We start from the raw sequence: 23,962 nt of genomic DNA, 5'->3' as shown, positions 1-23,962 counted from the left end.
TGGTTCAACAATTGCAAAGGACGTCCCAAATAATATTTGAGACGTCCTTTTTCATCACTATTTATTTTTCAACACAAGCTTTGCCACGCATTCCACCTGCGCCGTCTGTGCAAACATATCCACAGGCTGAATATACTCCACATCATAAAGCTTCGTTAATTCGTTTAAATCCTTCGCCAATGTTGAAGGATTACAAGACGTATAAACAAAGCGCTTCGGTTTTAACTTCAACACCGTACGAATGAACTCAGGTGCTAGACCTGTGCGTGGTGGGTCTACTGTAATAACATCTGGTGTGAATCCTTCTTTGCGCCATTTTGCTAATACATTTTCTGCAGTGCCGACTGCGTATTTTGTATGTTTGAAGCCATGATTTCGGGCGTTTTTACGTGCATCCTGAATGCTTTCTGGAATAACATCCATTCCACGAACTTCTTTCGCTTTGTCAGCTAGCCATAGACCGATTGTCCCAACACCACAGTAAGCATCAACAACTGTTTCTTTGCCTGTTAATGCTGCGGCTTTTTTGATTTCATCATAGAGATGAACGGTTTGTGTTGGATTCAGTTGGAAAAAGGCGCGAGCTGATAAATCAAAGGCTAATTCGCCAAGCTCCTCATGAATCGTATCTTTACCATCGAGAACAATCGTTTCATCGCCAAAGATTAACGATGTTTTCTCATGGTTAATATTTTGTGCAATCGATACGATACTTGGGTCGATTTTCTTTATACGTGTAATGAGTTCCGCTAGATGTGGAATTTCCTTACGTGTTGTGACGAGCACGACTTGTGTTTCACCCGTACGAATTCCTGTACGTACAACAATCGTACGTACTAATCCATCAAGTGTACGACCATCGTAAATAGTAATATTTAGTTTTTGCAAAATTTTACGTGTCGCCACCGTAATTTTTGATGTAACTGGGTGTTGGACAAGGCAATCATTGATGTTCAGTAACTTGTTACTTCCTTCCGCAAATAGCCCTGCATAGACACGCTTACCTTCTTTACGTACTTGATATTGACTTTTGTTACGATAATTCCATGGATTTTCCATCCCTAGCGTTTTGCGCACGTCAACTGTGTTAGCTAAAGGCTTAGCATAGCGTTCTAATGCTTGAATAACGATATCACGCTTTTCGATTAGCTGTTTTTCATATGTCATATGCTGAAGCTGACAGCCACCACATTCGTTGTAAACGGAGCAAGGTGCTTCCTGACGATATTTTGAAGCTTTGCGAATTGCTAATATTTCAGCTTCGGCAAAGTTTCGCTGTGTTTTCGTCACTTGTGCTGTAATTTCTTCACCAGGAATTGCGCCTTTTACGAATATAACGTTGCGTTTATAAAAGCCTACTCCTTCGCCATTAATACCAAGTCTTTTTATTGTTAGTGGGAATTTTTGTCCTACTTCCATTGTTGTTTGTTGCGTCAAGCGTTCCACGTCCCTGTTCTTTTAATATCATCTCCCCATTATAACTAAGGAGTAGACGATTGCAAAGCGACAGGGAAATCTTCGTGTTCTAAAACTAAATCGTCAAGGGATAAAAATGTATAGCCTTGTTTTTTCGCTTCAGCAATAAACATCGGAAGTGCTTCTGCATTATCTTGAGCAACTGTATGCATTAAAATTACAGCACCAGGGTGTAGCTGTTCCATTAGTGCATTATACGCATAATCTGCACCACGTCGTTCATCTCTTACCCAGTCTTTAAAGGCAACAGACCAAAAAATATGACGATAGCCTGCAGCATTGCCTACCTCTAATACTTTCGCATTAAATGTACCTTCAGGTGGTCGGGCATATGTTGTACGTTCAATGCCTGTTAATTCACGTAACTTATCGTCGAGTTTCTTCCATTCAGTACGCATACCATCGGGAGTTAGCCTCGCCATATTTGGGTGTCCGTATGAATGGTTACCAATAGTATGTCCATCTTTAACCATGCGTTTCACTAAATCACTGGCGCTTTCTAAGTAATGACCAGTTAAAAAGAAGGTAGCTGGTACGTTTTCCTTCTTCAGAGTATCCAAAATACTTTCTGTAAAGCCATTCTCATAGCCGTTATCAAAGGTTAAATACGCAACCTTTTTATCAGGCTTACCTTTATAAATAGCATCATATTGCTCAAGTAGCTGATCAAGCTGAGCTCCAGCCTCGGCTTGTTCACCGTTTTTTGCTCGTTTAAAGCCCCAGTTGTATTCATCAGAGCTAAAAGCAGAAAATGGATTAAAGCTAATTGCTGCGGCAATAATAAAAGTAGCGATTGTTGCTCCTACTATATGCTGTTTCCACATAAAAACGCATCCTTTCTTTTTCATTAGGATGCGTTATATTCAAAAAAATATCCGACTAGATCCTACAATAAATCTTTAAGTGCGTCGTTTAAATGTGGGAAATTAAATGTAAAATGATGTTTTTCTAAGACAGTAGGTAGCACGTGCTGACCTTCTAATACAAGCGTGCTTTGCTCACCTAACACTAAACGCATTGCAACGCTTGGTACCGGCATCCAATGGCGTTTTCCCATTACACTTGCAATTGTTATTCCGAAATCCTTCATGCGTGTAGCATGAGGTGCAGTAACATTAAAAGGGCCATGAATATCATTATTCGTAATTGCAAAATATATAGCTCGTGCTACGTCCTCGACATGAACCCATGAAAGCCATTGTTCACCTGAACCTATTGTGCCTCCGATATGCAATTTATATGGTAGTAACATGGAAGGAAGTGCACCACTGGTACGACCTAAAATAACACCAAAACGTGCAAGGGCAACTTGAACCCCTAATTTCTCAGCACGTTTTGCATGGCGTTCCCAATCATAAACTGTCGTGCCTAAAAAATCAGTTGCATAGTCTGTGGAGTCTTCGGTATAGATAGTCGTTGTAGAAGTAGGATAAATCCCGACAGCACTTGCATTGACAAGCACTTTTGGCTTTGAGGTAAGATGTTCCATAATACGTACTATTTCAAGTGTCGCTTCCATACGACTTGTATAAATGGCTTTCTTCTGTTTTTTTGTCCAACGTCCATTATTTAAAGAAATTCCTGCTAAATTAACAAATGCATCGACATTATCTAACAACTGTTCAGGTCGTGTATTTTGTTGTAGCCATTGTACATATTGAATATCGTTTTCACGACCTGATTTGTTCCGGGTTAAAATAATGATTTCATGTCCTTTTTCCTGCAATAGCTTTGTAAGAGCTCTCCCTACAAAACCAGTACCACCTGCAATAACAATCTTCATAAGAATTCCTCCCTTTTTTAAACTACTCTATATGAGCAAGTTTACCATCTATCTAATTACCAATGTCTGAAATGGATATCCGCGGAAGGGAAGTAAATATCCGCGCGTTACGTGAAAATATCCGCGGAAGGGAAGTGGATATCCGCGCGCGACGAGAAAATACCCGCGGAAGGGAAGCGAATATCCGCGCGCGACGAGAAAATACCCGCGGAAGGGAAGTAAATATCCGCGCGCGACGTGAAAATATCCGCGGAAGGGAAGCGAATATCCGCGCGCGACGTGAAAATACCCGCGGAAGGGAAGCGAATATCCGCGCGCGACGTGAAAATACCCGCGGAAGGGAAGCGAATATCCGCGCGCGACAGGAAAATACCCGTGGAAGAGAAGCGAAATTTGGATGATGAGTAATCATTAAAACCAATTTCCAGGGAAGTTGGTTTTTATCCATTCCTGTCTAGTGGAATGGTCAGTATAGAAATCAATCAAATAACGGAGAGAACTTCTGAAATGGCGAATAGAACTATGAGTGATGGATAGAACCTTCGAAATCGTGGATAGAACCCCCAAATCCGCGCGCGACGAGAAAATACCCGCGAACATGTATACTGTAGGGAAAAAGCAATACCCACGAAAAATGTTATAATGGTGATTAGCGAGGTGTTACCAATGCGTATTATTACGAAAATTGCACGTCAAAAAAACAATCCAGAACGTTATAATATATATTTGAACGAAGAATATGCTTTTCCTGTAGATGAGGCAATTCTCCTTCAATTTGGATTAACAAAGGGGAAAGTGCTTGAGGAATTTGATATACAGGAAATTGCATATGAGGATGAGATTCGAAAAGCTTTTAATAAAGGGCTAAATTTTTTATCTTATCAAATGCGGAGTGAGCATGAAGTAAAGAAAAAGCTTCTCACATTAGAATTTGGGGAGGCAGTTATTTTAGAGGCTATACAAAAGTTGAAATCATATGGCTTTTTAAATGATGAAACTTACTCCAAAGCATTACTCGATACGAAAAAGGCTACTATGAAAAAAGGTCCTAAAGCGATTAGACAAGATCTTATGAAAAAGGGGATTGATAAGAGCTTACAGGATGAGGTACTTGCTACATATAGTCATGAGGAACAGGTAAAACTTGCGACACAGTTGGCTGACAAGGTCGTTCGATCAGAAAAAAAGAAAACGCCAACACAAGTAAAAGCTAAAATTCAAGATTTTTTAATGCGAAAAGGGTATTCTTTTACTGTTGTAGATGAGGTGCTGGGGCAAATAGAGCTTGAACAAGGTGAAGATGAATGGCAACAGCTACTTAATGTACAAGGCGAAAAAGTTTGGAAAAAGTACTCATCGAAGTATACTGGTTATGAACTGAAAATGAAAATAAAGCAGGTGCTCTATCAAAAGGGTTTTCCTATAGAGGTTATCGATCGTTTTATAGAAGAAAAGGAGAATGAGGAATGAACGAAAAAAATTATGCTGTAATGTCAGAGCATGAATTACGAGAAGAAATAGCCATGCTTAAGGAAAAAGCACGTAAGGCGGAGCAGCTAGGAATCATTAATGAATTTGCAGTGTATGAGCGTAAGGCTTTAATGGCGGCTGCGTATTTAGTGGATTTAGATACAATAATTCCTGGAGAGATGTATCGTATAGACGGCTCGGAAAATGAATTTTTTCAAGTAGATTATTTAAAAGGACGCTTTGCTTGGGGACATCGTTTAGGCGGCGAAAAATATCAAGAAGCTCTACCCGTTTCAATTCTATCTCCAATAAAGGTGGGCAAATAAGTGGAAGAAAAAATCGAAAAGCTTACAGCAGAGTTACTTGCAAAAAATCCACAGATGTCCGTAGGCCGTGCACGAGTATGGATTGAACTTTTATGGAGTGATTTTGAATCAACATCTGCTAAAGCTGGCTATAGCTATCGTGGGGCAGATTATACTGAAAATTTAGTACGCCAATTAATTACTAGCTATGGTGATAAGTTGCATGCATTTGCAGGACGCAATCCTAAATACTCACATTTACTTGATGCTAGCGATGATATGGTGCAATAACAAAACCCTGACCAAAGCTGGTCAGGGTTTGCTATTTAATTACTTGCGCCAATCTGTAATTTTTTCTGGAGTTTATCTTCTGTAAAAATCCAGCCAGTATATGAAGTGATAATCTCGTTGTCATCGTTTAAATGAGCGACAGCAACGAAAGGATAGCGATTATCACTACGGTAACGCAGATCAATTAATCTCACTTCTGTTAAGCCATTTTCAAGCTCTGAAATTTCCCACCGATATAATGGCGAAAATGAAGTGAATGCAGCGAGATTGCGATCTTTCATGGCTGTTTCAATAAGAGGCGTTTTTGGTAAAGGTTCTATTTCGAATTTATCGTAAATATTAACAGTTCGCCCGTATGCACGACCAACATAATAATGTGTTTTTGATTTTGCAGCAATTCGCCAGTGGAAGAATCGCATTGTAGGAGCTACAATTACATACTCCTCATCCTGAATGGTATTATGCACAGCTTTCTTAACAGCTTTTTGAACTGCAAAACGTAAAATATAGTAAATGATGATAATGACATACATGATGCCAAATGTCCAAATTGGATTTGCACCAAATACCCAAAGTAAAATGCCAAGACAATGTAGTGTAAAAATAATAGGATCAAATGTATTAATGACACCAAGTGCAACCCATTTGCTAGAAAATGGTCGGAATGCTTGTGTACCATAAGCATTGAAGATATCGACAAAGACGTGAAGTACTACAGCTAAAAACGTCCAAAGCCATAAATGAAACACATTGGCATCTTGAAAAATAAATGATAAAACTGCTGTAATTAAGATGGGCCAAATCGCTACTGCTGGTATTGAATGTGTAATTCCACGATGATGTCGAATATAAACAGCGTTGTTGCGTAGTTTTAATACTGTATCGACATCAGGCGCCTGTGAGCCAATAATCGTACCTGCAATTACTGCAGTAAATGTCATTGAATGATTTGCTATTACGGGATCGGCTAAAGCAAGACCACCGAGTGCAATACCCATAACGAAATGTGTACCTGAATCCAAAAATATCCACTCCTAGTATGCATAAAATTAGAGTACAATTTGCATACATGTATATTTCAATAATTCGTAATACCTGATATTTACTTCATGAACATTTGTGCTGAATATGGGTTTAAGACCGTTTCACACAAATGATCTTTTCTTAATTGTATACCCTTTTTACCATAATTTAAATCGTAAATACACTGGAGGTCATTGTGAATTATCCATATGTAACAGAATTTCGACAATCTTTAGTCGAATGGTTTAATGTTGAGAAACGTGATTTACCTTGGAGGCATACTACGGATCCATATCAAATATGGGTATCGGAAGTGATGCTACAGCAAACACGTGTCGACACAGTTATTCCTTATTACAATCGCTTTATGGAAAGTTTTCCAACATTAGAATTGCTCGCCGAAGCACCACAAGAATATTTATTGAAGCATTGGGAAGGCTTAGGCTACTATTCCCGTGCACGTAACTTACAAGCGGGTGTTCGCGAGGTATTAGAGAACTACGGTGGGGTAGTACCCGATAATCGCCATGAAATTTCAAAATTAAAAGGTGTAGGTCCGTATACTGCTGGAGCTATTTTAAGTATTGCCTATAATAAACCCGAACATGCAGTTGATGGCAATGTTATGCGTGTTTTAAGTCGTGTGCTTACTATTCATGATGATATAGCACTTCCAAAGACTAAAAAGATTTTTGAAGCGGCAGTTGAAGAACTTATCGATCCTGAAAATGCATCGTCTTTCAATCAAGGTTTAATGGAGCTTGGGGCGCTTATTTGTACACCGACTTCCCCAAAGTGCTTATTATGTCCAGTTCGGGAATATTGTATTGCATTTAATGAAGGTGAGCCCGAAAAACTGCCTGTTAAATCTAAAAAAGTAAAGATGAAGCATATCACATATGATGTTCTTGTATGTAAAGATGACAAAGGTCGAATTTTATTGGAGCAGCGTCCAGCAGAGGGTTTATTAGCTAATCTATGGCAGTTTCCGATGCTTGAACATGGTAAAGATTCAATAGATACTTTTATGAATGACTACGCTATAAATGTTCAATCTCAACAGGATTTGCTAACATTTAAACATGTTTTTTCACATTTAACATGGCATCTAAATAGCTATTTTATGAAATGTAATTCAACAGTAAAGGGCGAATGGCTGACTCGCGAACAGATAGAGTTATTACCAATGCCTGTTCCAATGCTGAAAATTTGGCAAGAAATAAAGGATTAATCGACAAAATTATTTTTATAAAAATTTATGGGCATAAAAACATTTACCTCGGTACACAATAATTAGCGTGGAGGTGAATGATCATGAAAAAGAACAACAACCAAAATTTCCAGCCAAATAAAAACATGCAACGTCAAAGTCAAGAATTTGGTTATGAAACAGACGTTACTGAAGTGCAAAAGCAAAATGCTAAAGCAGAACAAAAGAAAGCTTCAGCTTCAGGAAACTTCAAAAAAACTAACCAAGACCTTGGTGAATAACACTTTGTAATTGCATAGCTGCATTTACCTCTAAGGAGCTGTCTAAATCGAAAAGATTTAAAAAAGGCAGCTCCTTTTTAATTCTATTTTGAAAAACGGGACTAGTGAGAAACTTAAACGCTCAGGCAGACGAAAGAACTGCTCGGGTCAAGAAAAGAACCGTCAGCTCCGAGTGAAAATTTTAAAAAAATTCCAATTGGGTTATTGTTTTGATTAAATTTGCTTCAAATTCACAAAATTTTGTACAAATTTAAAAGAGCGCAGGGAAATTTGTGGTTTTCTAACTACACCTTTCGCGTACACATTGCTATAATATACTAGAGACTGCTAGATTTAGGTAGCATAGACGAAAAGGTGGGCTTCAAAAATGGCAATACCGGTAGAAGGAGAAACGATACAAATACATAGTTATAAGCACAATGGCCGTATCCACCGTGTTTGGCAAGAAACAATGGTGTTAAAAGGAACGAAAAATATCATTATTGGTGCGAATGAACGGACACTTGTGACAGAATCCGATGGTCGTACGTGGCTAACGAGAGAGCCTTCTATTTGTTATTTCCATGCGGAGCACTGGTTTAACATCATCTGCATGCTACGTGAGGACGGTGTGTATTATTATTGTAATCTAAGCTCACCATTTGTTTTCGATAATAATGCCATTAAATATATTGACTATGATTTGGATATAAAAGTTTTTCCTGACATGTCTTTTTCACTCCTAGATGAGGATGAATATGAGTTGCATCGGAAGGAAATGTCTTATCCAGATGTCATTGATAAAATTTTAAAGCGCAATGTCGATAAATTAATTAGCTGGATTCAACAAAAAAGAGGACCCTTTGCACCTGATTTCATCGATGCCTGGACAAATCGATATAAGTTTCAGCTCGATATGCAAGCAGATGATTGTTAATAGCACCTATTAGTTTTACTAATGGGTGTTTTTTTATGGCGTGAATGGGCTATTCTAATTCCAAAATAGTTAGCGACAAAGTTATATTAACTGTACTTCAAACGAAATATTGCTATAATACGTTTGGGCATTCAGTTTTGGATGTCTGTTTCTTTTTGTGTGGCAAAGTGATCGGTCAAATGATAATCACGTAATGAGATACTCAATTTTTGCCATGAGGCTTTTTGATAAGGATGTGAAATGGATTGGGTAGCATAAAGCGTTATATGAAGTTTGTAAAACCATATACATGGGAAATTATTTTAACAATATTAATCGGTATAGTGAAATTTGCAATTCCGTTATTTATCCCGTTACTCATAAAAATTGTGTTAGATGATATAATCGCTGCAGACAATCTAACGGATGCTGAGAAAACGAAAGAGCTGTTTTACTGGTTAGGTGGTACGATCATTGTATTCTTTATTATTCGACCACCGATTGAATATTACCGTCAATATTTTGCTCAACATGTTAGTAACAAAGTGCTTTTTGATATTCGACAACAAATATATGCGCATTTACAGCGACTAAGTTTAAGGTACTATGCAAATACAAGAGCTGGCGATGTTATTTCAAGAGTTGTTAATGATGTGGAACAAACAAAAACCTTTGTCATGACAGGCTTAATGAATATTTGGCTCGATCTTGCGACAATCGTTATTGCTATCGGTATTATGTTTGCCATGGATGTTAAGCTGACGCTAGTAGCACTAGTTGCATTCCCGTTCTATGCATTTAGTGTGAAGTACTTCTTTGGTAAACTTCGGTCTTTGACACGTAAACGTTCGCAAGCACTTGCAGGTGTACAAAGTTATTTACATGAACGTGTAGCTGGAATGAGCATTATTAAGAGCTTCACACTAGAAAAACATGAACAAAAATTATTTGATGAAGCAAATGGTGAATTTTTAGAGAAGGCACTGGACCATACAAAATGGAATGCTAAATCCTTTGCAGTAGTAAATACAATCACTGATGTAGCACCTCTCTTAGTAATTGCTTATGCAGGTTATCAGGTTATTAATGGTTCTCTTTCAGTTGGAACGATGGTTGCCTTTATTGCTTATATAGAACGCCTTTATGGTCCACTCCGTCGTCTTGTAAGTTCATCAACGATGTTAACACAGTCCATTGCATCGATGGATCGAATGTTTGAATTAATAGACGAACCATATGAAGTAGTAAACAAGGCGAATGCGTTAGAGCTACCTCGGGCAAATGGTGAGGTCCGCTTTGACAATGTGAACTTTCAGTATGAAGCTGATGGCTCACAAATTTTAAACAATATTAATTTCACCATTAATGCTGGAGAGACAGTAGCATTTGTTGGTATGAGCGGTGGAGGTAAATCAACCATTATTAGTTTGATTCCACGCTTTTACGATACATCAAATGGGACAGTGCGTATTGATGGATATGATGTTCAAGATGTAACTTTACATTCTTTACGCTCACAAATTGGCATAGTTCTACAGGATAATATCTTGTTTAGTGATTCAGTAAAAGAGAATATTTTAATGGGCAAGCCAGATGCGTCTGATGAAGAGGTCATTGCTGCTGCCAAGGCGGCAAATGCACATGATTTTATAATGAGCTTGCCAAATGGCTATGACACAAAGGTCGGGGAACGCGGTGTGAAGTTATCAGGTGGCCAAAAGCAACGAGTAGCGATCGCTCGTGTATTTTTAAAAAATCCACCTATCTTAATACTAGATGAAGCAACCTCTGCATTGGATTTAGAAAGTGAAGCGCTTATTCAAGAATCACTAGATGCACTTGCGCATGAGCGTACAACAATTATTATTGCTCACAGACTTTCTACAATTACACATGCTGATAAAATTCTTGTTATCGATCATGGACAATTAATTGAAAGTGGTACACACGAGCAATTAATGCAAAAAGAGGGGACATACTACAATTTATTCCAAGTGCAACATTTAGATTGAGATATTCAAGTTAAAGACTCTGAGCATGCATATGCGTTAATAGTAAATAAACTATAAAAAGTCTTCCATTTAAATGTAAATGGGAGGCTATTTTTTTGTTATCTTTATAAAATACTTTCGTTTAATAAGATATTATTAATACAAAAATCGAATGATGTAGAAAATTTATGTTTATTGAAGAATAATAATGATTGAAAGAGTAATATTTTTTAGATAGAATTATCTGAAAATATAGAAAAAAGTGATAGTTAGAGTAGGTTTTTTAGGACAGATGTAATTAAGTAAAATATAGGTAGGATGGGGCGATTGATCATGAGGAAAAAGTTGCTAGAAGTAAAAGGTTTAAAGACAACCTTTTTTACAGATGATGGACAAATTCCTGCCGTAGATGATATTGATTTTTCTGTACATGAGGGAGAAATTTTAGGGATTGTAGGGGAATCAGGAAGCGGTAAAAGTGTCACCTCTTTATCTATTATGGGATTAATACCATCACCACCAGGAAAAATAACGGGTGGAGACATACTATTAGATGGCAAAAATCTCGCGACATTATCTGATAAACAAATGCAGAAAATTCGTGGAAAAGATGTGGCGATGATTTTTCAGGAGCCTATGACATCCTTAAATCCTTTATTTACTATTGGAGACCAGCTAAAAGAGGCGATTTTAATTCATAATCCGAAGTGGTCGAAAAAGAAAGCCTTTGCAAGGGCAGTAGAAATTATGAAGCTTGTAGGTTTACCGCGTGCTGAGGAATTATTAAAAGATTATCCTCATCAATTATCAGGTGGAATGCGACAACGGGTTATGATTGCGATGGCACTTGTCTGTGATCCGAAGGTATTAATTGCTGATGAACCGACTACTGCATTAGATGTTACGATTCAAGCTCAAATCTTGCAGCTTATGAAAGATTTAAATAAACGTTTAAATACAGCTGTGTTATTAATAACACATGATTTAGGTGTTGTAGCAGAAACATGCGAGCGTGTAATTGTCATGTATGCTGGTCAGATTGTAGAGGAGGCGCCTATTCAAGAGATATTCGCAAATCCGAAGCATCCTTATACACAAGGACTTATTAAATCTGTACCTGATATGCGTTATAAAAAGGACAATCTTTACTCTATACCGGGTAGTGTACCAAAACCAGGAAGTGTTCAGGTAGGCTGTCGTTTTGCAGCGCGTTGCGAATTTGTGATGGATCGTTGTGTACAAGAAACACCACCTTTATATGAAGCAGCAGAGCAGCATAAATCCAGATGTTTTTTACTAGGGAAACAGGAGGTGGAGCAACGTGTCGAAAGTGTTATTGAAGGTTGATGGCTTAAAAAAGTATTTTCCGATTCGGAAAGGCATCCTTAATACACAGGTTGGTGATGTAAAGGCAGTAGATGATGTTTCCTTTGAGGTTTTTGAAGGGGAAACCTTAGGCATTGTAGGGGAGTCGGGATGTGGCAAATCAACTACTGGTCGACTTTTAATGCGATTACTTGAGCCAACAGAGGGGAAAATTGAATTTGCAGGCAAAATGATTTCAGAATTATCCAACAACGAAATGCGTAAAGCACGTAGAGATATTCAAATGATTTTCCAAGATCCTTATGCCTCTCTTAACCCGAGACATAATATTGGGAAAATATTAGAGGAGCCTCTTATTGTTCATGGAATAGGCAATGCAAAGGAACGGAAACAAAAAGTTTTAGAGCTTCTCGAAATCGTAGGGTTAAATGAATACCATGTGAAACGGTACCCACATCAATTTAGTGGTGGTCAAAGACAGCGTATTGGTATTGCCCGTGCACTTATGACGAATCCTCGTATGGTTATTGCGGACGAGCCCGTTTCTGCACTCGATGTGTCCATACAGGCCCAGGTATTGAATTTATTGCAAAACTTACAAAAGGACCTGAAGTTAACTTATATTTTTATCTCCCATGATTTGGGGGTTGTACGCCATATTAGTAATCGGGTAGGTGTGATGTATTTAGGGAAGTTAGTAGAGCTTACGGCTAGCGAGGATTTATATGCTGAGCCACTTCACCCTTATACACAGGCACTGCTATCTTCGGTACCTGTTCCAGATCCTACGTTTGAACGTGAACAGCTCATTATTTCTGGAGATATTCCAAGTGCTTCAAATCCGCCAGGTGGTTGCACTTTCCATACGAGATGCCCTTTTAAAAAGGAAGAATGTTCTCAAGAAGTTCCAAAAATGCAAGAAGTGAAGCCGGGTCATTATGTTGCTTGCCATCTTTATCCCGCAATCCAACATTCAATGATATAAAAAAACTTAGGGGGAAAATCAATGAAGAAAAAGAAGCTTTGGACTCTGGGTGTAATGCTTATCCTTGTTCTCTCGACAATCTTAGCTGCTTGTGGTGGCTCAGATACTAAGGATACGGGTAGTAAAGATACTTCAACTGGTGGCGATACAGCTAGTAGTGGTGAACCAAAAACATTAGTATATGGTCGTGGTGGAGATTCAACTGCTCTTGATCCAGCGACAGTGACAGAAGGTGAATCGTTTAAAGTTACGGTTAACATCTATGAGACTCTAATTAACTTTGGAGAGAAAGATGTAACATTGCAACCAGGTCTAGCAAAATCTTGGGAACCTTCAGAGGATGGTCTAACGTACACGATGCAACTTGAAGAAGGGGTTAAGTTCCATGACGGTACTGATTTTAATGCTGAAGCAGTCGTGAAAAATTTTGAGCGCTGGAAAGCTGGTGCTGATAAATTCCCATACTACCACTCTCAATTTACTATGGGTGGGAAGCAAATAGTTGAATCAATTACTGCAGAAGGTGATTATACAGTTATTTTTAAACTAGCTCAACCACAAGCAACGTTCTTGAAAAACTTAGCGATGTCACCATTTGCTATTGCTTCACCAGCAGCATTTGAAAAGAATGATGAGGCACTTAAAGATCATCCAGTAGGTACTGGTCCATTCAAATTTGTAGAGTGGAAACGAAATGATTCTATCACAATTGAGAAAAACCCTGATTACCGTATTGCAGATTTACCGAAAATAGATAAAGTTATTTTCCGTTCAATCCCAGATAACTCAGCTCGCTTAAATGCTCTAAATAATGGTGAGGTTGATGTAGCTGATGGCCTAAGCCCTTCAGATAAAGCTTCAATCGAATCCAATGCAAATTTACAATTAATCGAACGTCCATCTATGAATGTTGGCTATCTTGGACTAACGGTAACACGTCCACCGTTCGATAATGTAAAAGTCCGTCAAGCAGTAAACTATGCAATCGATAAACAAGCATTAGTAGATGCATTTTTTGAAGGATTAGGTGAGCCAGCAAAAAATCCAATGCCTCCATTAATTGCAGGCTACAACGATGAGGTTAAAGGCTATGAATATGATCCAGAAAAAGCAAAATCATTATTAGCTGAGGCAGGCTATGATGGTAAAGAAATCGAACTATGGGCTATGCCTGTGCCACGTCCGTACATGCCTGATGGTCAAAAAATTGCGGAAGCTATTCAAAAGAATTTAGCAGATGTTGGTATGAAATCTAAGATTGTAACGTTTGAATGGGCTACGTATTTAGATAAGGCGGAAAATGGAGAGGCGGATGCGTTCTTACTTGGTTGGACAGGTGACAACGGAGATGCGGATAATTTCCTTTACACTTTATTAGACGGTGATAATATTGGCTCTAACAACTATACGTTCTATGACAACAAAGAACTACACAAACTATTAGTGGCTGCACAAACAGAAATGGATGAGGACAAGCGTAATGAACTTTACAAGCAAGCTCAAGAGATTATCTCTAAGGATGCTCCTTGGGTTCCACTTGCTCACTCTACTCCAATTTTAGCTGGGAACACTAAAGTTACAAACTATATTGCACATCCAACAGGTTCTGACCGTTTAGATGTAGTAGATATGCAGTAGATAGTAGAATTCTATTTTAATATGGATTTAGAAGAATCTGCTTGCTTTTCTGCGGGTAAGCCGTAGAAATCTCGCAGATTCTTTTTACTAAAGAATTATATGAAAATACTCGTTTTTTGGTAGGCTAGAGTTATTTTTTTATGTGACGCATCATCAAAAGTTGGGAATGCCATTGTTAAAACGCCATGTATATAAGTTGATTGGAGTGGAGACAGGGCGACTCCTTGGGGATCAGCGTTAGAGGAACGAAGGCTAAGAACATCACGTCCTGTGATAACGCCTTCGTGACCTACATCGTGCAGGCCCGAGACCCTGGAGCGAAGCGAAGCGGCTCATCGGACGCCCCCAGGAAAGCGCCCAGTCGGAACGGAAATCAATCCCACGTTATGGTGACAATCCTCTAATTTAAAAAAGTGGACAAAAACGATTAATCAATACACCTGATGCAAAAGTATATTATGAAAATAACAGAGGGGTGAAGAAGATGCTTCACTATATGGGAAGACGTGTATTTCAATTAATCCCAGTTTTGCTTGGAATGACTTTTATCGTCTTTATGTTAATTCGTGCAATCCCTGGTAACCCAGCGCAAGTAATTTTAGGGCAACAGGCAACGAAAGAGGCGGTCGAAGCATTAAACGCAAGTTTAGGATTAGATGAGCCATGGTATACGCAATATGTTAGTTATTTAGGTGGCATTTTTCAGGGGGATTTAGGGATATCACTACGAACTAAGTTACCTGTTTCCGAGGAAATAATTCCATATTTAGCAGCAACAGCTGAGCTCGCACTATTTGCAATGATTATCGCAGTGGTAGTTGGAGTGAACGCTGGAATTATTTCGGCATGGTTTCAAAACTCCTGGTTTGATTATGTAGTAATGGTTGTTGCTTTAGTTGGGGTGTCCGTGCCCGTTTTCTGGCTTGGTTTGATGGAACAGTGGGCCTTTAGTAATCAGCTTGGTTGGTTTCCAACGTCTGGACGAGAGGATGTACGAGATCCGATAACTTCCATTACTCATTTTTATTTACTGGATACGCTTATACAAGGACGCTTTGATCAATTTATTGAGGTTTTAAAGAGATTAGTATTGCCGGGGATGGCACTTGCGACAATTCCGATGGCGATTATCGCAAGGATCACTAGGTCGTCGATGCTTGAAGTCATGCGCTCTGACTATGTACGTACAGCACGGGCGAAGGGACAAAAAATGTTTATTGTAGTGTATAAACATGCTTTGAAAAATGCAGTGATTCCAGTGTTAACAGTTATCGGTTTGCAAACAGGTTTATTGCTTGGTGGTGCAATTTTAACAGAGACAATTTTCAGCTGGCCTGGAATTGGTCGTTATATTTATGATGCCATTGGCTTCCGAGATTATCCTGTTATTCAATCAGGTATTTTAGTAATTGCTTTTATTTTTATCATGATTAACTTGATTGTGGATTTACTGTATACAGTGATCGATCCACGGATTAAATACAAGTAGAGGGGAGATGCGATAATGACTGGAGCGATAAATATAAAAACAGAGGCAGCACCAAGTCGTGAACGTGCGTCAGGTCCTTGGAGAGAAGGCTGGCGTAGCTTTAAAAAGAGCAAAATTTCCCTAGTAGGTGCAGGTATTGTACTATTTTTCATTTTAATTGCTATATTTGGTCCGATGATAGCTCCTGAAGGTAGTAATGAACAAAATTTAACGAATCGTTTATTAGCACCGTCAAGTGAGCATTGGTTTGGCACTGATGACTTTGGTCGGGATATTTTTTCTAGAATCATACATGGCGCTCGTATTTCTTTATCGGTAGGCTTTTTTTCGGTTATTCTTTCTGTGGTTGTAGGTAGTTTACTTGGTATTATTGCGGGTTATTATGGAAGATGGATTGATACGTTTATTTCGCGTATTTTCGATATTTTGTTAGCGTTCCCTAGTATTTTACTAGCTATTGCAGTTGTAGCAGTACTTGGGCCATCATTACAAAATGCATTGATTGCTATTGCGATTATTAATGTACCGAACTTTGGACGCTTAATTCGTTCGAAAGTATTGAGTGTTAAAGAAGAGGAATATATCGTTGCAGCAAAGGCGATTGGAATGCGTGATTCACGAATCTTATTCTCGCATATTTTACCCAACTCAATGACGCCAATCATCGTACAAGGAACGCTAGCAATAGCGACAGCGATTATTGAAGCAGCAGCACTAGGTTTCCTTGGATTAGGAGCTCAAGCACCATCACCAGAGTGGGGTAAAATGCTTGCGGATGCACGTATCTATTTATTAAAGGCACCGTGGACGATGATTTTCCCAGGCTTGGCTATTATGTTGACGGTTCTTGGATTTAATCTAATGGGGGATGGTCTGCGTGATGCACTTGACCCAAAAATGAAAAGTTAACAGAAAGGGCGAAGTATTGGATATTTCCAACCCTTCGCCCTTTTGTATGATTTTAGCTACTAAATAAATTCCTCTTCAAATTCCACATTGATTTCATGACCATGATGAGTCTGATACGACACGATGAGCGTATCTAAATGCTCTAGGTTTTCTTCATAATCTAAAATACGCGATAAAATATAAAGCAAGTGATAGCTTGAGAATTCTGTATCGCCTTCATCATGTGCATACGTTATTTGTTTAATGAATATTTCCATCAACTCATTGCGCTGAACATAATCAATGTTTTTACTCCACTCTGAATGTTCAGGCTTTAATTTCCCGGTATATTTTAACAATAGCTGCTCATGGTAAGTCAGCAGGAAATCAAGTCGCTCTTGAATCATTAAATGAAATTGTGTTGGTAGCTGTGCTAATTCATTTTCATGATTATGAAGACGCTGAAGCAGCTCCAAGCTTTTCTTTGACGTTGTGATCATTTGGCGATAAACGACCAATTTACGTGCTTTTACATACTTTTTATTTTTTAAGTAATTACGCTCTTCCTTATAAAAATCATACAGTGTATCAACTCGTTGCATACGATCCTTAAATTTGCTTAATGCTCCTTTTGTAGACGTATGTTCAGATGCCTGACGTACAGCAAGTCTCGTCCAGCGAATTATATCATCCTGTAAAAAGTAAATTTTACGGAAAAGCTTTACTTCATATTTTGGTGGCAGGAATAATAGGTTGACGACAAATGCTGCTAACACCCCAACTAAAATGGTAATAAAGCGAATAAGGCCAAATGTAATGAAGTCATCACCCTGAATCTCCATAATTGCTACAACTGTGACAAGTGCTAGAGACAACGATTTTTCAAGTTTAAATTTTAACATTAAGCCAATAGCAGTAATGACGGCAATGCCGACTGCTACTACATGGTGACCAAAAAGTAAGCCGAAAATGACCGCGATGGTAGCACCTATAATATTGGCCTGTACTTGCTCAACGATCGTTTGATAGGAGCGATAAATAGATGGCTGAATCGCAAAGATAGCTGCAATTCCAGCAAAAACAGGTGAAGGTAACTCTAGCAACTCAGCAATAAATAGTGCGAACACAATGGCTACACCAGTTTTAAATACACGGGCACCTAATTTCATAGAAAATGGATGTCCTTTCTGTCTAAAATTTTAACTTCTTTATGCCGAGGCATAATTGATGCTTCTTTACATTATAGAAGGAAGTGTTCATAAAATACATAGATTTGTATGTCATTTAAATGAAAAAGACGACTCTTAGGAGAGTCGCCTTTCATTTATAGTTGTAGTTAATCGAAGACGCTGTTTTCGTCAACACTAAATTGCTCTATTCACGATGAGGCAAAAGTGCCCCTTTCAGCTTGAAAGCAACTGTTGATCAGACTTGTGTAATTAGATCATTACAATTGAGAAAATGCGTTATCTACTGCTTTAATTGTTTCAAGAATATCTGCTTCTGTATGTTCTGTTGTTAAGAACCATGCTTCATATTTCGATGGAGCTAAATTAACCCCTTGTTCAAGCATTAATTTAAAGAAACGGCCGAAGATTTCACCGTCTGAGTTTTCAGCCTGCTCATAGTTTTCTACTTTCACATCTGTAAAGTAAATTGTAAGAGCCCCTTTAAGACGATTAACAGTAATTGTTACATCATGTTTTTGCGCGGCAGCCAAGATACCTTCCTCTAAAATGCCTCCGAGACGGTCCATTTCATCATAAATACCTGGCGTTTGTAATACTTCTAGGCAGGCAATACCAGCTTGCATGGATGCAGGATTTCCGGCCATTGTACCTGCTTGGTAGGCAGGACCAAGTGGAGCAACTGTATCCATAATTTCCTTGCGGCCACCATATGCACCGATTGGTAAACCACCACCGATTACTTTACCAAGTGCAGTAAGGTCAGGTGTTAAGCCTAATAAGTTTTGAGCACCACCATAGTGGAAGCGGAATGCAGTAATCACTTCATCGTAAATTGTTAATGCACCTTTTTCCTTGGCTGTTGCATGAACTAATTCTAGGAAGCCTGGGTTTGGTTCTACGATACCGAAGTTTCCAACGATAGGCTCTATTAAAATAGCAGCAATTTGATCGCCCCATTTATCCATTGCTTCCGTAAATGCTTTAGGGTTATTAAATGGTACAGTAATAACTTCTTCTGCTGTTGAAGTTGTAACACCTGCTGAGTCTGGTGTTCCTAATGTTGCAGGACCAGAGCCAGCAGCTACTAATACTAAGTCAAAGTGACCGTGATAACAGCCAGCAAACTTCATAACTTTTGTACGACCAGTGTAAGCACGAGCGACACGAATTGTTGTCATGACAGCTTCTGTACCAGAGTTATTAAAGCGTACTTTATCCATTGATGGAATTGCTTCTTTTAGCATTTTTGCAAAAGTAACCTCGTATTCAGTTGGAGTACCAAATAAAGTGCCGTTTTCAGCAGCGTTTGTAATTGCTTTTGCGATATGTGGATGACCGTGACCAGTAACGATTGGGCCGTAAGCTGCTAGATAGTCGATATAACGGTTGCCATCAACATCCCAAAAATAAGCACCTTTCCCACGGACCATGGCAACAGGTGAGCCACCGCCAACTGCTTTATAAGAACGAGAAGGGCTATTTACACCACCAACGATATGCTGTAGCGCTTCTGCGTGTACTGCCTCAGATTTTGTGTGATTCATATATATTGCCTCCTTAATTTTTATACTTCATCTATTGTAGACCTATCAGTGAAAGAAATCCAAAGAAATTAAGGAATATGACTTGTTTTGTTTCTTAGAGTAAAATGAATCATACAGAGGAGGAGATTGATATGACTTTAATAGAAGGAAAAAAAGCACCAGATTTTTCCCTTGTGAATGAAAAAGGAGAAATTGTAAAGTTAGCGGATTATAAGGGACAAAATGTTATTTTATATTTTTATCCTAAAGATATGACACCAGGCTGTACGACGGAGGCATGTGACTTCCGTGATAAGCATGAAGATTTTAGTCAATTAAATGCAGTTGTACTTGGCATTAGTCCTGACGATGAAAAAAAGCATACAAAATTTATAGATAAGCACGGATTACCATTTTCATTATTAGTGGATGAAGATCATGCAGTGGCAGAGGCGTATGGAGTATGGGTGCTGAAGAAAATGTATGGACGTGAATATATGGGGATTGAACGTTCAACATTTTTAATTGATATAGAAGGAAATTTGGTAAAGGCTTGGCGTAAAGTACGTGTGAAAAATCATATTGAAGAAGTATATACATATTTAGCGGAATGGGAGGCAAAGCAATGAGAGTTTATTTTACATTTGAACCAAGACCAGACTTACGCGAACCACTGGTAGCACAATTTCCACAAGTTGATTTTATTTTTGAAAATGGTTTATCAAACGATGAGCTACAAAAAGCAGATGTGCTTGTAACATATGGTGAAGATTTAAATGATGAAAATATTCAGTATGCCATAAATCTTAAGTGGATTTTTGTAGCTTCAGCGGGGATAGAAAAAATGCCAGCTCAAGCCATTGTTGAACGAGGGATTTTAGTTTCAAATGTGCGTGGCATTCATAAAACACCAATGGCAGAATCGATGCTCGCCCATATTTTAGCGATTAAGCGTGCACTGCCTTGGATGTATGAGCAGCAAAAGAAAAGCGAATGGTCAAAAAAAGCGAAACAAACCGAGTTGCGTGATAGTACAGCACTTATTTTAGGACCAGGAGCGATCGGCTCGGAAGTAGGTCGTTTATTGCAAGCTTTTGGTGTTACGACAATAGGCTGTAACCGTTCAGGGAAAGAATCGGCTTATATGAATGACATGGTGAGCTTTGATCGATTAATCGAAGTGTTACCCAAGGCTGATATTGTCATTTCTGTATTACCTAAAACAGCAGAGACTACACACTTATTGAAAGAAGAACATTTTAAAGCGATGAAAAAAGATGCTATATTTATGAATTTTGGTCGTGGAAACTTAGTAGAGGATAATGTTCTGGTTCATGCTATTCAATCAGGTGAAATTGGTTATGCTGTTTTAGATGTATTTGAACAAGAACCTTTAGCTACTAATCATCCTTTATGGACTTTACCGAATGTTATTGTATCTCCACATATTTCAAGTCACTCATACCGATATGTTGAACGTAGCTTAGAGATCTTTAAGCCAAGTTTAGAGAAGTGGTTGCGTGGTGAAACAGATTTAGAAAATGTAATGGATTTATCAAGGGGCTATTGAAGCGGTATAAGAATCGTTTTTTAGCATTTATCATTATTTTTCAAAATGGGGCCAGTAATGTATTAAGCAATAGATATCGTATGTCCCTATATATTTAAATGTTATTGATTTAGAAAATGTACGAATGTTGACAGAAGTAAGTCTAATTCGATACACTATTTATAACTATTATAAAGTAATAATATTTATGAAAGAGGTGCATGACGATGTCTGCAACGCATTTACAGGATGCACTTGACACGTTAAAAACAACTGGTGTACGTATTACTCCTCAGCGTCATGCGATTTTAGAATATTTAATTCAATCTATGGCACATCCAACGGCGGATGAAATTTATAAAGCACTTGAAGGGAAATTCCCGAATATGAGTGTAGCGACTGTCTATAATAATCTTCGCGTATTCCGTGAAGTTGGTTTAGTGAAAGAACTAACATTTGGTGATGCTTCAAGTCGCTTTGATTTCATTACAAATGATCATTATCATATGATTTGTGAATGCTGTGGGAAAATAGTCGATTTCCATTATCCTGGTCTCGATGAAATTGAACATTTTGCATCACAAGTAACAGGCTATGATGTGCATTCGCATCGTTTAGAGATTTACGGTACTTGTCCATCGTGTAAAGATGAATCTGCAAAGGTGTAATGAAAAATCCTAGCTCTTATATAAGGGCTAGGATTTTTTTGGCTTATTATAAGATTGGTCGAACTCTTTTCCTTCTAGAGTTGGATCCAGCGTTAATGGTTCATTGCAGTACATACACATATCTACACGGCCTAATACTTTTGTGTGCTTATGGCAATTAGGACATTCTACTTGAACGGCTCGCGCTGAGAGAAGGCCAATCCATGCATATACGACTGTACTACCAATAATACAAAGTACACCAAGGGACATGAAAATTAATACTAGAATAGGACTGTTTTTAAAGAAGATTCCCCCATACATAACTACAAAGCCGATAAAAATAAGTGCTAATGCGAATGAACGAATTTTATTAATTTTACTTTTGTAAGGTTTCATTTATCATCTTGCCTCCCAATCTAAAATCTACTATAACACATAAGAACAAAGTATTTTAGCTTTGAGAGTATAGAAAGAAGGAATACTTTTAGAGTATGTCGAAATTTTAACGAAATCGATTTCGCCTTGGCGTAATTGTTTTGTCGCTGCGCTTTCGCGCAGATCAACAATTCGTCCGGATTTTCAATAGTGCTCAGTCCTGCAGATGTTTTTTGCGCGAAAGCGTAGCGACAGCAGCACCGATGCAGGTCAGTTAGCCGTTTTCGCAGGATGCGAAGATTTTAGGCTAACATCCTTAAATTCATTCCTTTGAAAATCCGTGACATCCGCTGAATGAAGATAAAAGGTTATAAGCAAATAGAGGAGGGCTGAACATGGAGCAAGTTTTACGTCCGATATACCAGGAACGTGCAAGTCAGTCGAATACATTAGGCGTTATTTTAGTAGAAAAACGTGAGGAACAAAGTAATGTTACAGATACTTTTGATACAGTCTTACTTATTATTGTAAAAGAAGCGGAAAAGCCAGTCTTTACGAAACATTACGTATATGAAGGGAATAAAGTAGCTTTACATACTGTTAGTGAGAAAATAATACGAAAATGGTTACTAATTGGCTCAAATAAAAAAGTGGTCGATTGGATTTTCTTTGGTAGAGTATTATTTGATCGTAATGAATTTCTTCATAAATTAAAAATTGAATTACAGGAGTTTCCGTTTAGCGGTCGTAAAATTAAAACGGGTATTCAATTCTCAAAATTAATTCGACGTTATTTAGAAGGGAAAGAGTACTTTGATAAGGGTAGTTATCTTGATGCTTATAATCATGTAGTAGATTCGTTGCATCATTTAGGGCGTTTATCCATTATTGATAGTGGACTTTATCCGGAAGTAACTGTTTGGGCACAAGTGAAAAAAATCGAGCCGGCGATTTATAAGTTATATGAGGAGCTTGTAACGAGTAATGAGCCGATTGAAAAACGATTAGAGTTATTGTTTTTAGCAAGTGAGTTTTTAATACATTCGCGTACTCGAGACGGCGCTCAACATATTTTAGAGGTAATGCAAGCAAAAGAAAGTTGGACAATTCAGGAATTGCACGACCATGATGAGCTTATGAATTATTCAGTGGATTTAGAAGTGTTTATAGAATATTTAGTGGATAAAGGCTATATTCAAATTGAACCTGTCGTTGCGAAAAGCGAAATGATATTCCACCGTCATTATAAGGTAAATAAAGAAGCTCTAGAAATAGAGCAAGGACTGTAGTATGCTAAATATCGAGGTATAAAAAATACCTCGATATTTTTTAAAAAAAGTTGTTGACGACTAATATATTGATATTGTATTATATTAATTGTCGCTAAGACATAACAAAACAACTCAAGGAAATGAAGAAAAAAACTTTTTAAAAAAAGTTGTTGACATGATTTGAGTGAGATGTTAATATAAAGAAGTCGCCGAAAACGAGCGATGGTAAATGAACCTTGAAAACTGAACAAGCAAAACGTAATCAATAAAGTTTTTAGTAGCTAACCTTGAGTTAGTGAACGAAACAAAATTTTGGACATCAAACATGATGCCAGCAAAACAATTTGAGCTAA

The 23,962-nt window shown here is 38.1% G+C and carries 23 protein-coding genes; 16 read left to right on the top strand and 7 right to left on the bottom strand.

The window, feature by feature from the left end:
* Window positions 1-57: 57 nt before the first annotated feature.
* From rlmD to BFJ97_RS21345, 3 genes are all read right to left on the bottom strand, one after another.
* Entirely contained in the window at window positions 58-1,437 is a 1,380-nt protein-coding gene (gene rlmD, locus BFJ97_RS21355; RefSeq protein WP_068986663.1) for a 23S rRNA (uracil(1939)-C(5))-methyltransferase RlmD, read from the bottom strand.
* 44 nt (window positions 1,438-1,481) lie between these two features.
* Window positions 1,482-2,300 (bottom strand): polysaccharide deacetylase family protein, encoded by an 819-nt coding sequence (locus tag BFJ97_RS21350; RefSeq protein WP_068986637.1) that lies wholly within the window; start codon window positions 2,298-2,300, stop codon window positions 1,482-1,484.
* A 62-nt stretch (window positions 2,301-2,362) separates the two neighbouring features.
* Window positions 2,363-3,259, bottom strand: coding sequence for a TIGR01777 family oxidoreductase (locus tag BFJ97_RS21345; protein WP_068986636.1), 897 nt, complete (start codon window positions 3,257-3,259; stop codon window positions 2,363-2,365).
* 666 nt (window positions 3,260-3,925) lie between these two features.
* Here BFJ97_RS21345 and recX point away from each other — a divergent pair.
* The 3 genes from recX to BFJ97_RS21325 are packed head-to-tail and all read left to right on the top strand — an operon-like array spanning window position 3,926 to window position 5,325.
* Window positions 3,926-4,729, top strand: a complete 804-nt coding sequence (gene recX / locus BFJ97_RS21335) for a recombination regulator RecX (protein WP_068986634.1) — start codon at window positions 3,926-3,928, stop codon at window positions 4,727-4,729.
* A complete protein-coding gene (locus tag BFJ97_RS21330; RefSeq protein ID WP_068986633.1) occupies window positions 4,726-5,055 on the top strand; it encodes a YfhH family protein in 330 nt (109 codons plus the stop codon). The genes recX and BFJ97_RS21330 overlap by 4 nt, the downstream gene beginning before the upstream one ends.
* On the top strand, window positions 5,056-5,325 hold the full coding sequence (locus tag BFJ97_RS21325) for a YfhJ family protein (protein ID WP_068986632.1): 270 nt from the start codon (window positions 5,056-5,058) through the stop codon (window positions 5,323-5,325).
* A gap of 35 nt (window positions 5,326-5,360) precedes the next feature.
* Here the strand turns inward: BFJ97_RS21325 and BFJ97_RS21320 are convergent, their stop codons facing one another.
* Window positions 5,361-6,347, bottom strand: a complete 987-nt coding sequence (locus tag BFJ97_RS21320; protein WP_068986631.1) for a metal-dependent hydrolase — start codon at window positions 6,345-6,347, stop codon at window positions 5,361-5,363.
* Between the two features lie 197 nt (window positions 6,348-6,544).
* Between BFJ97_RS21320 and mutY the strand changes: the two genes are divergently transcribed.
* The 9 genes from mutY (at window position 6,545) to nikC (ending at window position 17,072) form a co-directional block, all read left to right on the top strand.
* Window positions 6,545-7,579: an A/G-specific adenine glycosylase gene (gene mutY / locus BFJ97_RS21315; protein WP_068986630.1), complete on the top strand. Its 1,035-nt coding sequence runs from the start codon at window positions 6,545-6,547 to the stop codon at window positions 7,577-7,579.
* An 83-nt stretch (window positions 7,580-7,662) separates the two neighbouring features.
* Window positions 7,663-7,839 (top strand): gamma-type small acid-soluble spore protein, encoded by a 177-nt coding sequence (locus tag BFJ97_RS23885; RefSeq protein ID WP_083227122.1) that lies wholly within the window; start codon window positions 7,663-7,665, stop codon window positions 7,837-7,839.
* A 367-nt stretch (window positions 7,840-8,206) separates the two neighbouring features.
* Entirely contained in the window at window positions 8,207-8,755 is a 549-nt protein-coding gene (ntdP, locus tag BFJ97_RS21310; RefSeq protein WP_068986629.1) for a nucleoside tri-diphosphate phosphatase, read from the top strand.
* Window positions 8,756-9,000: 245 nt separating this feature from the next.
* A complete protein-coding gene (locus BFJ97_RS21305) occupies window positions 9,001-10,746 on the top strand; it encodes an ABC transporter ATP-binding protein (protein WP_068986628.1) in 1,746 nt (581 codons plus the stop codon).
* Between the two features lie 312 nt (window positions 10,747-11,058).
* Window positions 11,059-12,072, top strand: coding sequence for an ABC transporter ATP-binding protein (locus BFJ97_RS21300; RefSeq protein ID WP_083227121.1), 1,014 nt, complete (start codon window positions 11,059-11,061; stop codon window positions 12,070-12,072).
* Window positions 12,047-13,036 (top strand): ABC transporter ATP-binding protein, encoded by a 990-nt coding sequence (locus BFJ97_RS21295; RefSeq protein WP_068986627.1) that lies wholly within the window; start codon window positions 12,047-12,049, stop codon window positions 13,034-13,036. The genes BFJ97_RS21300 and BFJ97_RS21295 overlap by 26 nt, the downstream gene beginning before the upstream one ends.
* Window positions 13,037-13,057: 21 nt before the next feature.
* Window positions 13,058-14,674, top strand: coding sequence for an ABC transporter substrate-binding protein (locus BFJ97_RS21290; protein ID WP_068986626.1), 1,617 nt, complete (start codon window positions 13,058-13,060; stop codon window positions 14,672-14,674).
* Window positions 14,675-15,158: 484 nt separating this feature from the next.
* On the top strand, window positions 15,159-16,163 hold the full coding sequence (locus BFJ97_RS21285; protein WP_068986625.1) for an ABC transporter permease: 1,005 nt from the start codon (window positions 15,159-15,161) through the stop codon (window positions 16,161-16,163).
* A gap of 15 nt (window positions 16,164-16,178) precedes the next feature.
* Window positions 16,179-17,072 carry a nickel transporter permease gene (gene nikC / locus BFJ97_RS21280; protein WP_068986624.1) on the top strand — a complete coding sequence of 298 codons (894 nt, stop codon included), beginning with the start codon at window positions 16,179-16,181 and terminating at the stop codon, window positions 17,070-17,072.
* A 59-nt stretch (window positions 17,073-17,131) separates the two neighbouring features.
* Here nikC and BFJ97_RS21275 read toward each other — a convergent pair whose 3' ends face one another.
* Together BFJ97_RS21275 and BFJ97_RS21270 are read right to left on the bottom strand one after the other, a co-directional pair.
* Window positions 17,132-18,220, bottom strand: coding sequence for an FUSC family protein (locus BFJ97_RS21275; protein ID WP_068986623.1), 1,089 nt, complete (start codon window positions 18,218-18,220; stop codon window positions 17,132-17,134).
* 278 nt (window positions 18,221-18,498) lie between these two features.
* The gene (locus tag BFJ97_RS21270; protein ID WP_068986622.1) at window positions 18,499-19,785 is read right to left on the bottom strand and encodes a glutamate-1-semialdehyde 2,1-aminomutase; all 1,287 of its coding nucleotides are present in this window, start codon (window positions 19,783-19,785) and stop codon (window positions 18,499-18,501) included.
* 131 nt (window positions 19,786-19,916) lie between these two features.
* On the opposite strand from BFJ97_RS21270, the gene bcp reads away from it, so the two are divergent.
* The 3 genes from bcp (at window position 19,917) to perR (ending at window position 21,981) form a co-directional block, all read left to right on the top strand.
* Window positions 19,917-20,393, top strand: a complete 477-nt coding sequence (gene bcp / locus BFJ97_RS21265; RefSeq protein WP_068986621.1) for a thioredoxin-dependent thiol peroxidase — start codon at window positions 19,917-19,919, stop codon at window positions 20,391-20,393.
* The gene (locus BFJ97_RS21260) at window positions 20,390-21,334 is read left to right on the top strand and encodes a D-2-hydroxyacid dehydrogenase (RefSeq protein WP_068986620.1); all 945 of its coding nucleotides are present in this window, start codon (window positions 20,390-20,392) and stop codon (window positions 21,332-21,334) included. The genes bcp and BFJ97_RS21260 overlap by 4 nt, the downstream gene beginning before the upstream one ends.
* 206 nt (window positions 21,335-21,540) lie before the next feature.
* Window positions 21,541-21,981, top strand: coding sequence for a peroxide-responsive transcriptional repressor PerR (gene perR, locus BFJ97_RS21255; protein WP_068986619.1), 441 nt, complete (start codon window positions 21,541-21,543; stop codon window positions 21,979-21,981).
* Between the two features lie 27 nt (window positions 21,982-22,008).
* Here the strand turns inward: perR and BFJ97_RS21250 are convergent, their stop codons facing one another.
* Complete coding sequence (locus BFJ97_RS21250) at window positions 22,009-22,359, bottom strand: YgzB family protein (protein WP_068986618.1); 351 nt, start codon at window positions 22,357-22,359, stop codon at window positions 22,009-22,011.
* Window positions 22,360-22,733: 374 nt separating this feature from the next.
* Between BFJ97_RS21250 and BFJ97_RS21245 the strand changes: the two genes are divergently transcribed.
* On the top strand, window positions 22,734-23,627 hold the full coding sequence (locus BFJ97_RS21245; RefSeq protein WP_068986617.1) for a nucleotidyltransferase-like protein: 894 nt from the start codon (window positions 22,734-22,736) through the stop codon (window positions 23,625-23,627).
* Window positions 23,628-23,962 lie beyond the last annotated feature (335 nt).

This window comes from Lysinibacillus xylanilyticus (assembly GCF_001708185.1).
Lineage (GTDB): Bacteria > Bacillota > Bacilli > Bacillales_A > Planococcaceae > Lysinibacillus > Lysinibacillus xylanilyticus_A.
This window is presented reverse-complemented; position numbering and strand designations above follow the sequence as displayed.

Excerpts from the sequence above, each read along its gene's own strand:
- BFJ97_RS21350 (WP_068986637.1), bottom strand. The coding sequence starts at position 2,300 with ATGTGGAAACAGCATATAGTAGGAGCAACAATCGCTACTTTTATTATT.
- BFJ97_RS21345 (WP_068986636.1), bottom strand. The coding sequence starts at position 3,259 with ATGAAGATTGTTATTGCAGGTGGTACTGGTTTTGTAGGGAGAGCTCTT.
- recX (WP_068986634.1), top strand. The coding sequence starts at position 3,926 with ATGCGTATTATTACGAAAATTGCACGTCAAAAAAACAATCCAGAACGT.
- BFJ97_RS21330 (WP_068986633.1), top strand. The coding sequence starts at position 4,726 with ATGAACGAAAAAAATTATGCTGTAATGTCAGAGCATGAATTACGAGAA.
- BFJ97_RS23885 (WP_083227122.1), top strand. The coding sequence starts at position 7,663 with ATGAAAAAGAACAACAACCAAAATTTCCAGCCAAATAAAAACATGCAA.
- ntdP (WP_068986629.1), top strand. The coding sequence starts at position 8,207 with ATGGCAATACCGGTAGAAGGAGAAACGATACAAATACATAGTTATAAG.
- BFJ97_RS21300 (WP_083227121.1), top strand. The coding sequence starts at position 11,059 with ATGAGGAAAAAGTTGCTAGAAGTAAAAGGTTTAAAGACAACCTTTTTT.
- BFJ97_RS21290 (WP_068986626.1), top strand. The coding sequence starts at position 13,058 with ATGAAGAAAAAGAAGCTTTGGACTCTGGGTGTAATGCTTATCCTTGTT.
- BFJ97_RS21285 (WP_068986625.1), top strand. The coding sequence starts at position 15,159 with ATGCTTCACTATATGGGAAGACGTGTATTTCAATTAATCCCAGTTTTG.
- nikC (WP_068986624.1), top strand. The coding sequence starts at position 16,179 with ATGACTGGAGCGATAAATATAAAAACAGAGGCAGCACCAAGTCGTGAA.
- BFJ97_RS21275 (WP_068986623.1), bottom strand. The coding sequence starts at position 18,220 with ATGAAATTAGGTGCCCGTGTATTTAAAACTGGTGTAGCCATTGTGTTC.
- BFJ97_RS21270 (WP_068986622.1), bottom strand. The coding sequence starts at position 19,785 with ATGAATCACACAAAATCTGAGGCAGTACACGCAGAAGCGCTACAGCAT.
- bcp (WP_068986621.1), top strand. The coding sequence starts at position 19,917 with ATGACTTTAATAGAAGGAAAAAAAGCACCAGATTTTTCCCTTGTGAAT.
- BFJ97_RS21260 (WP_068986620.1), top strand. The coding sequence starts at position 20,390 with ATGAGAGTTTATTTTACATTTGAACCAAGACCAGACTTACGCGAACCA.
- perR (WP_068986619.1), top strand. The coding sequence starts at position 21,541 with ATGTCTGCAACGCATTTACAGGATGCACTTGACACGTTAAAAACAACT.
- BFJ97_RS21250 (WP_068986618.1), bottom strand. The coding sequence starts at position 22,359 with ATGAAACCTTACAAAAGTAAAATTAATAAAATTCGTTCATTCGCATTA.
- BFJ97_RS21245 (WP_068986617.1), top strand. The coding sequence starts at position 22,734 with ATGGAGCAAGTTTTACGTCCGATATACCAGGAACGTGCAAGTCAGTCG.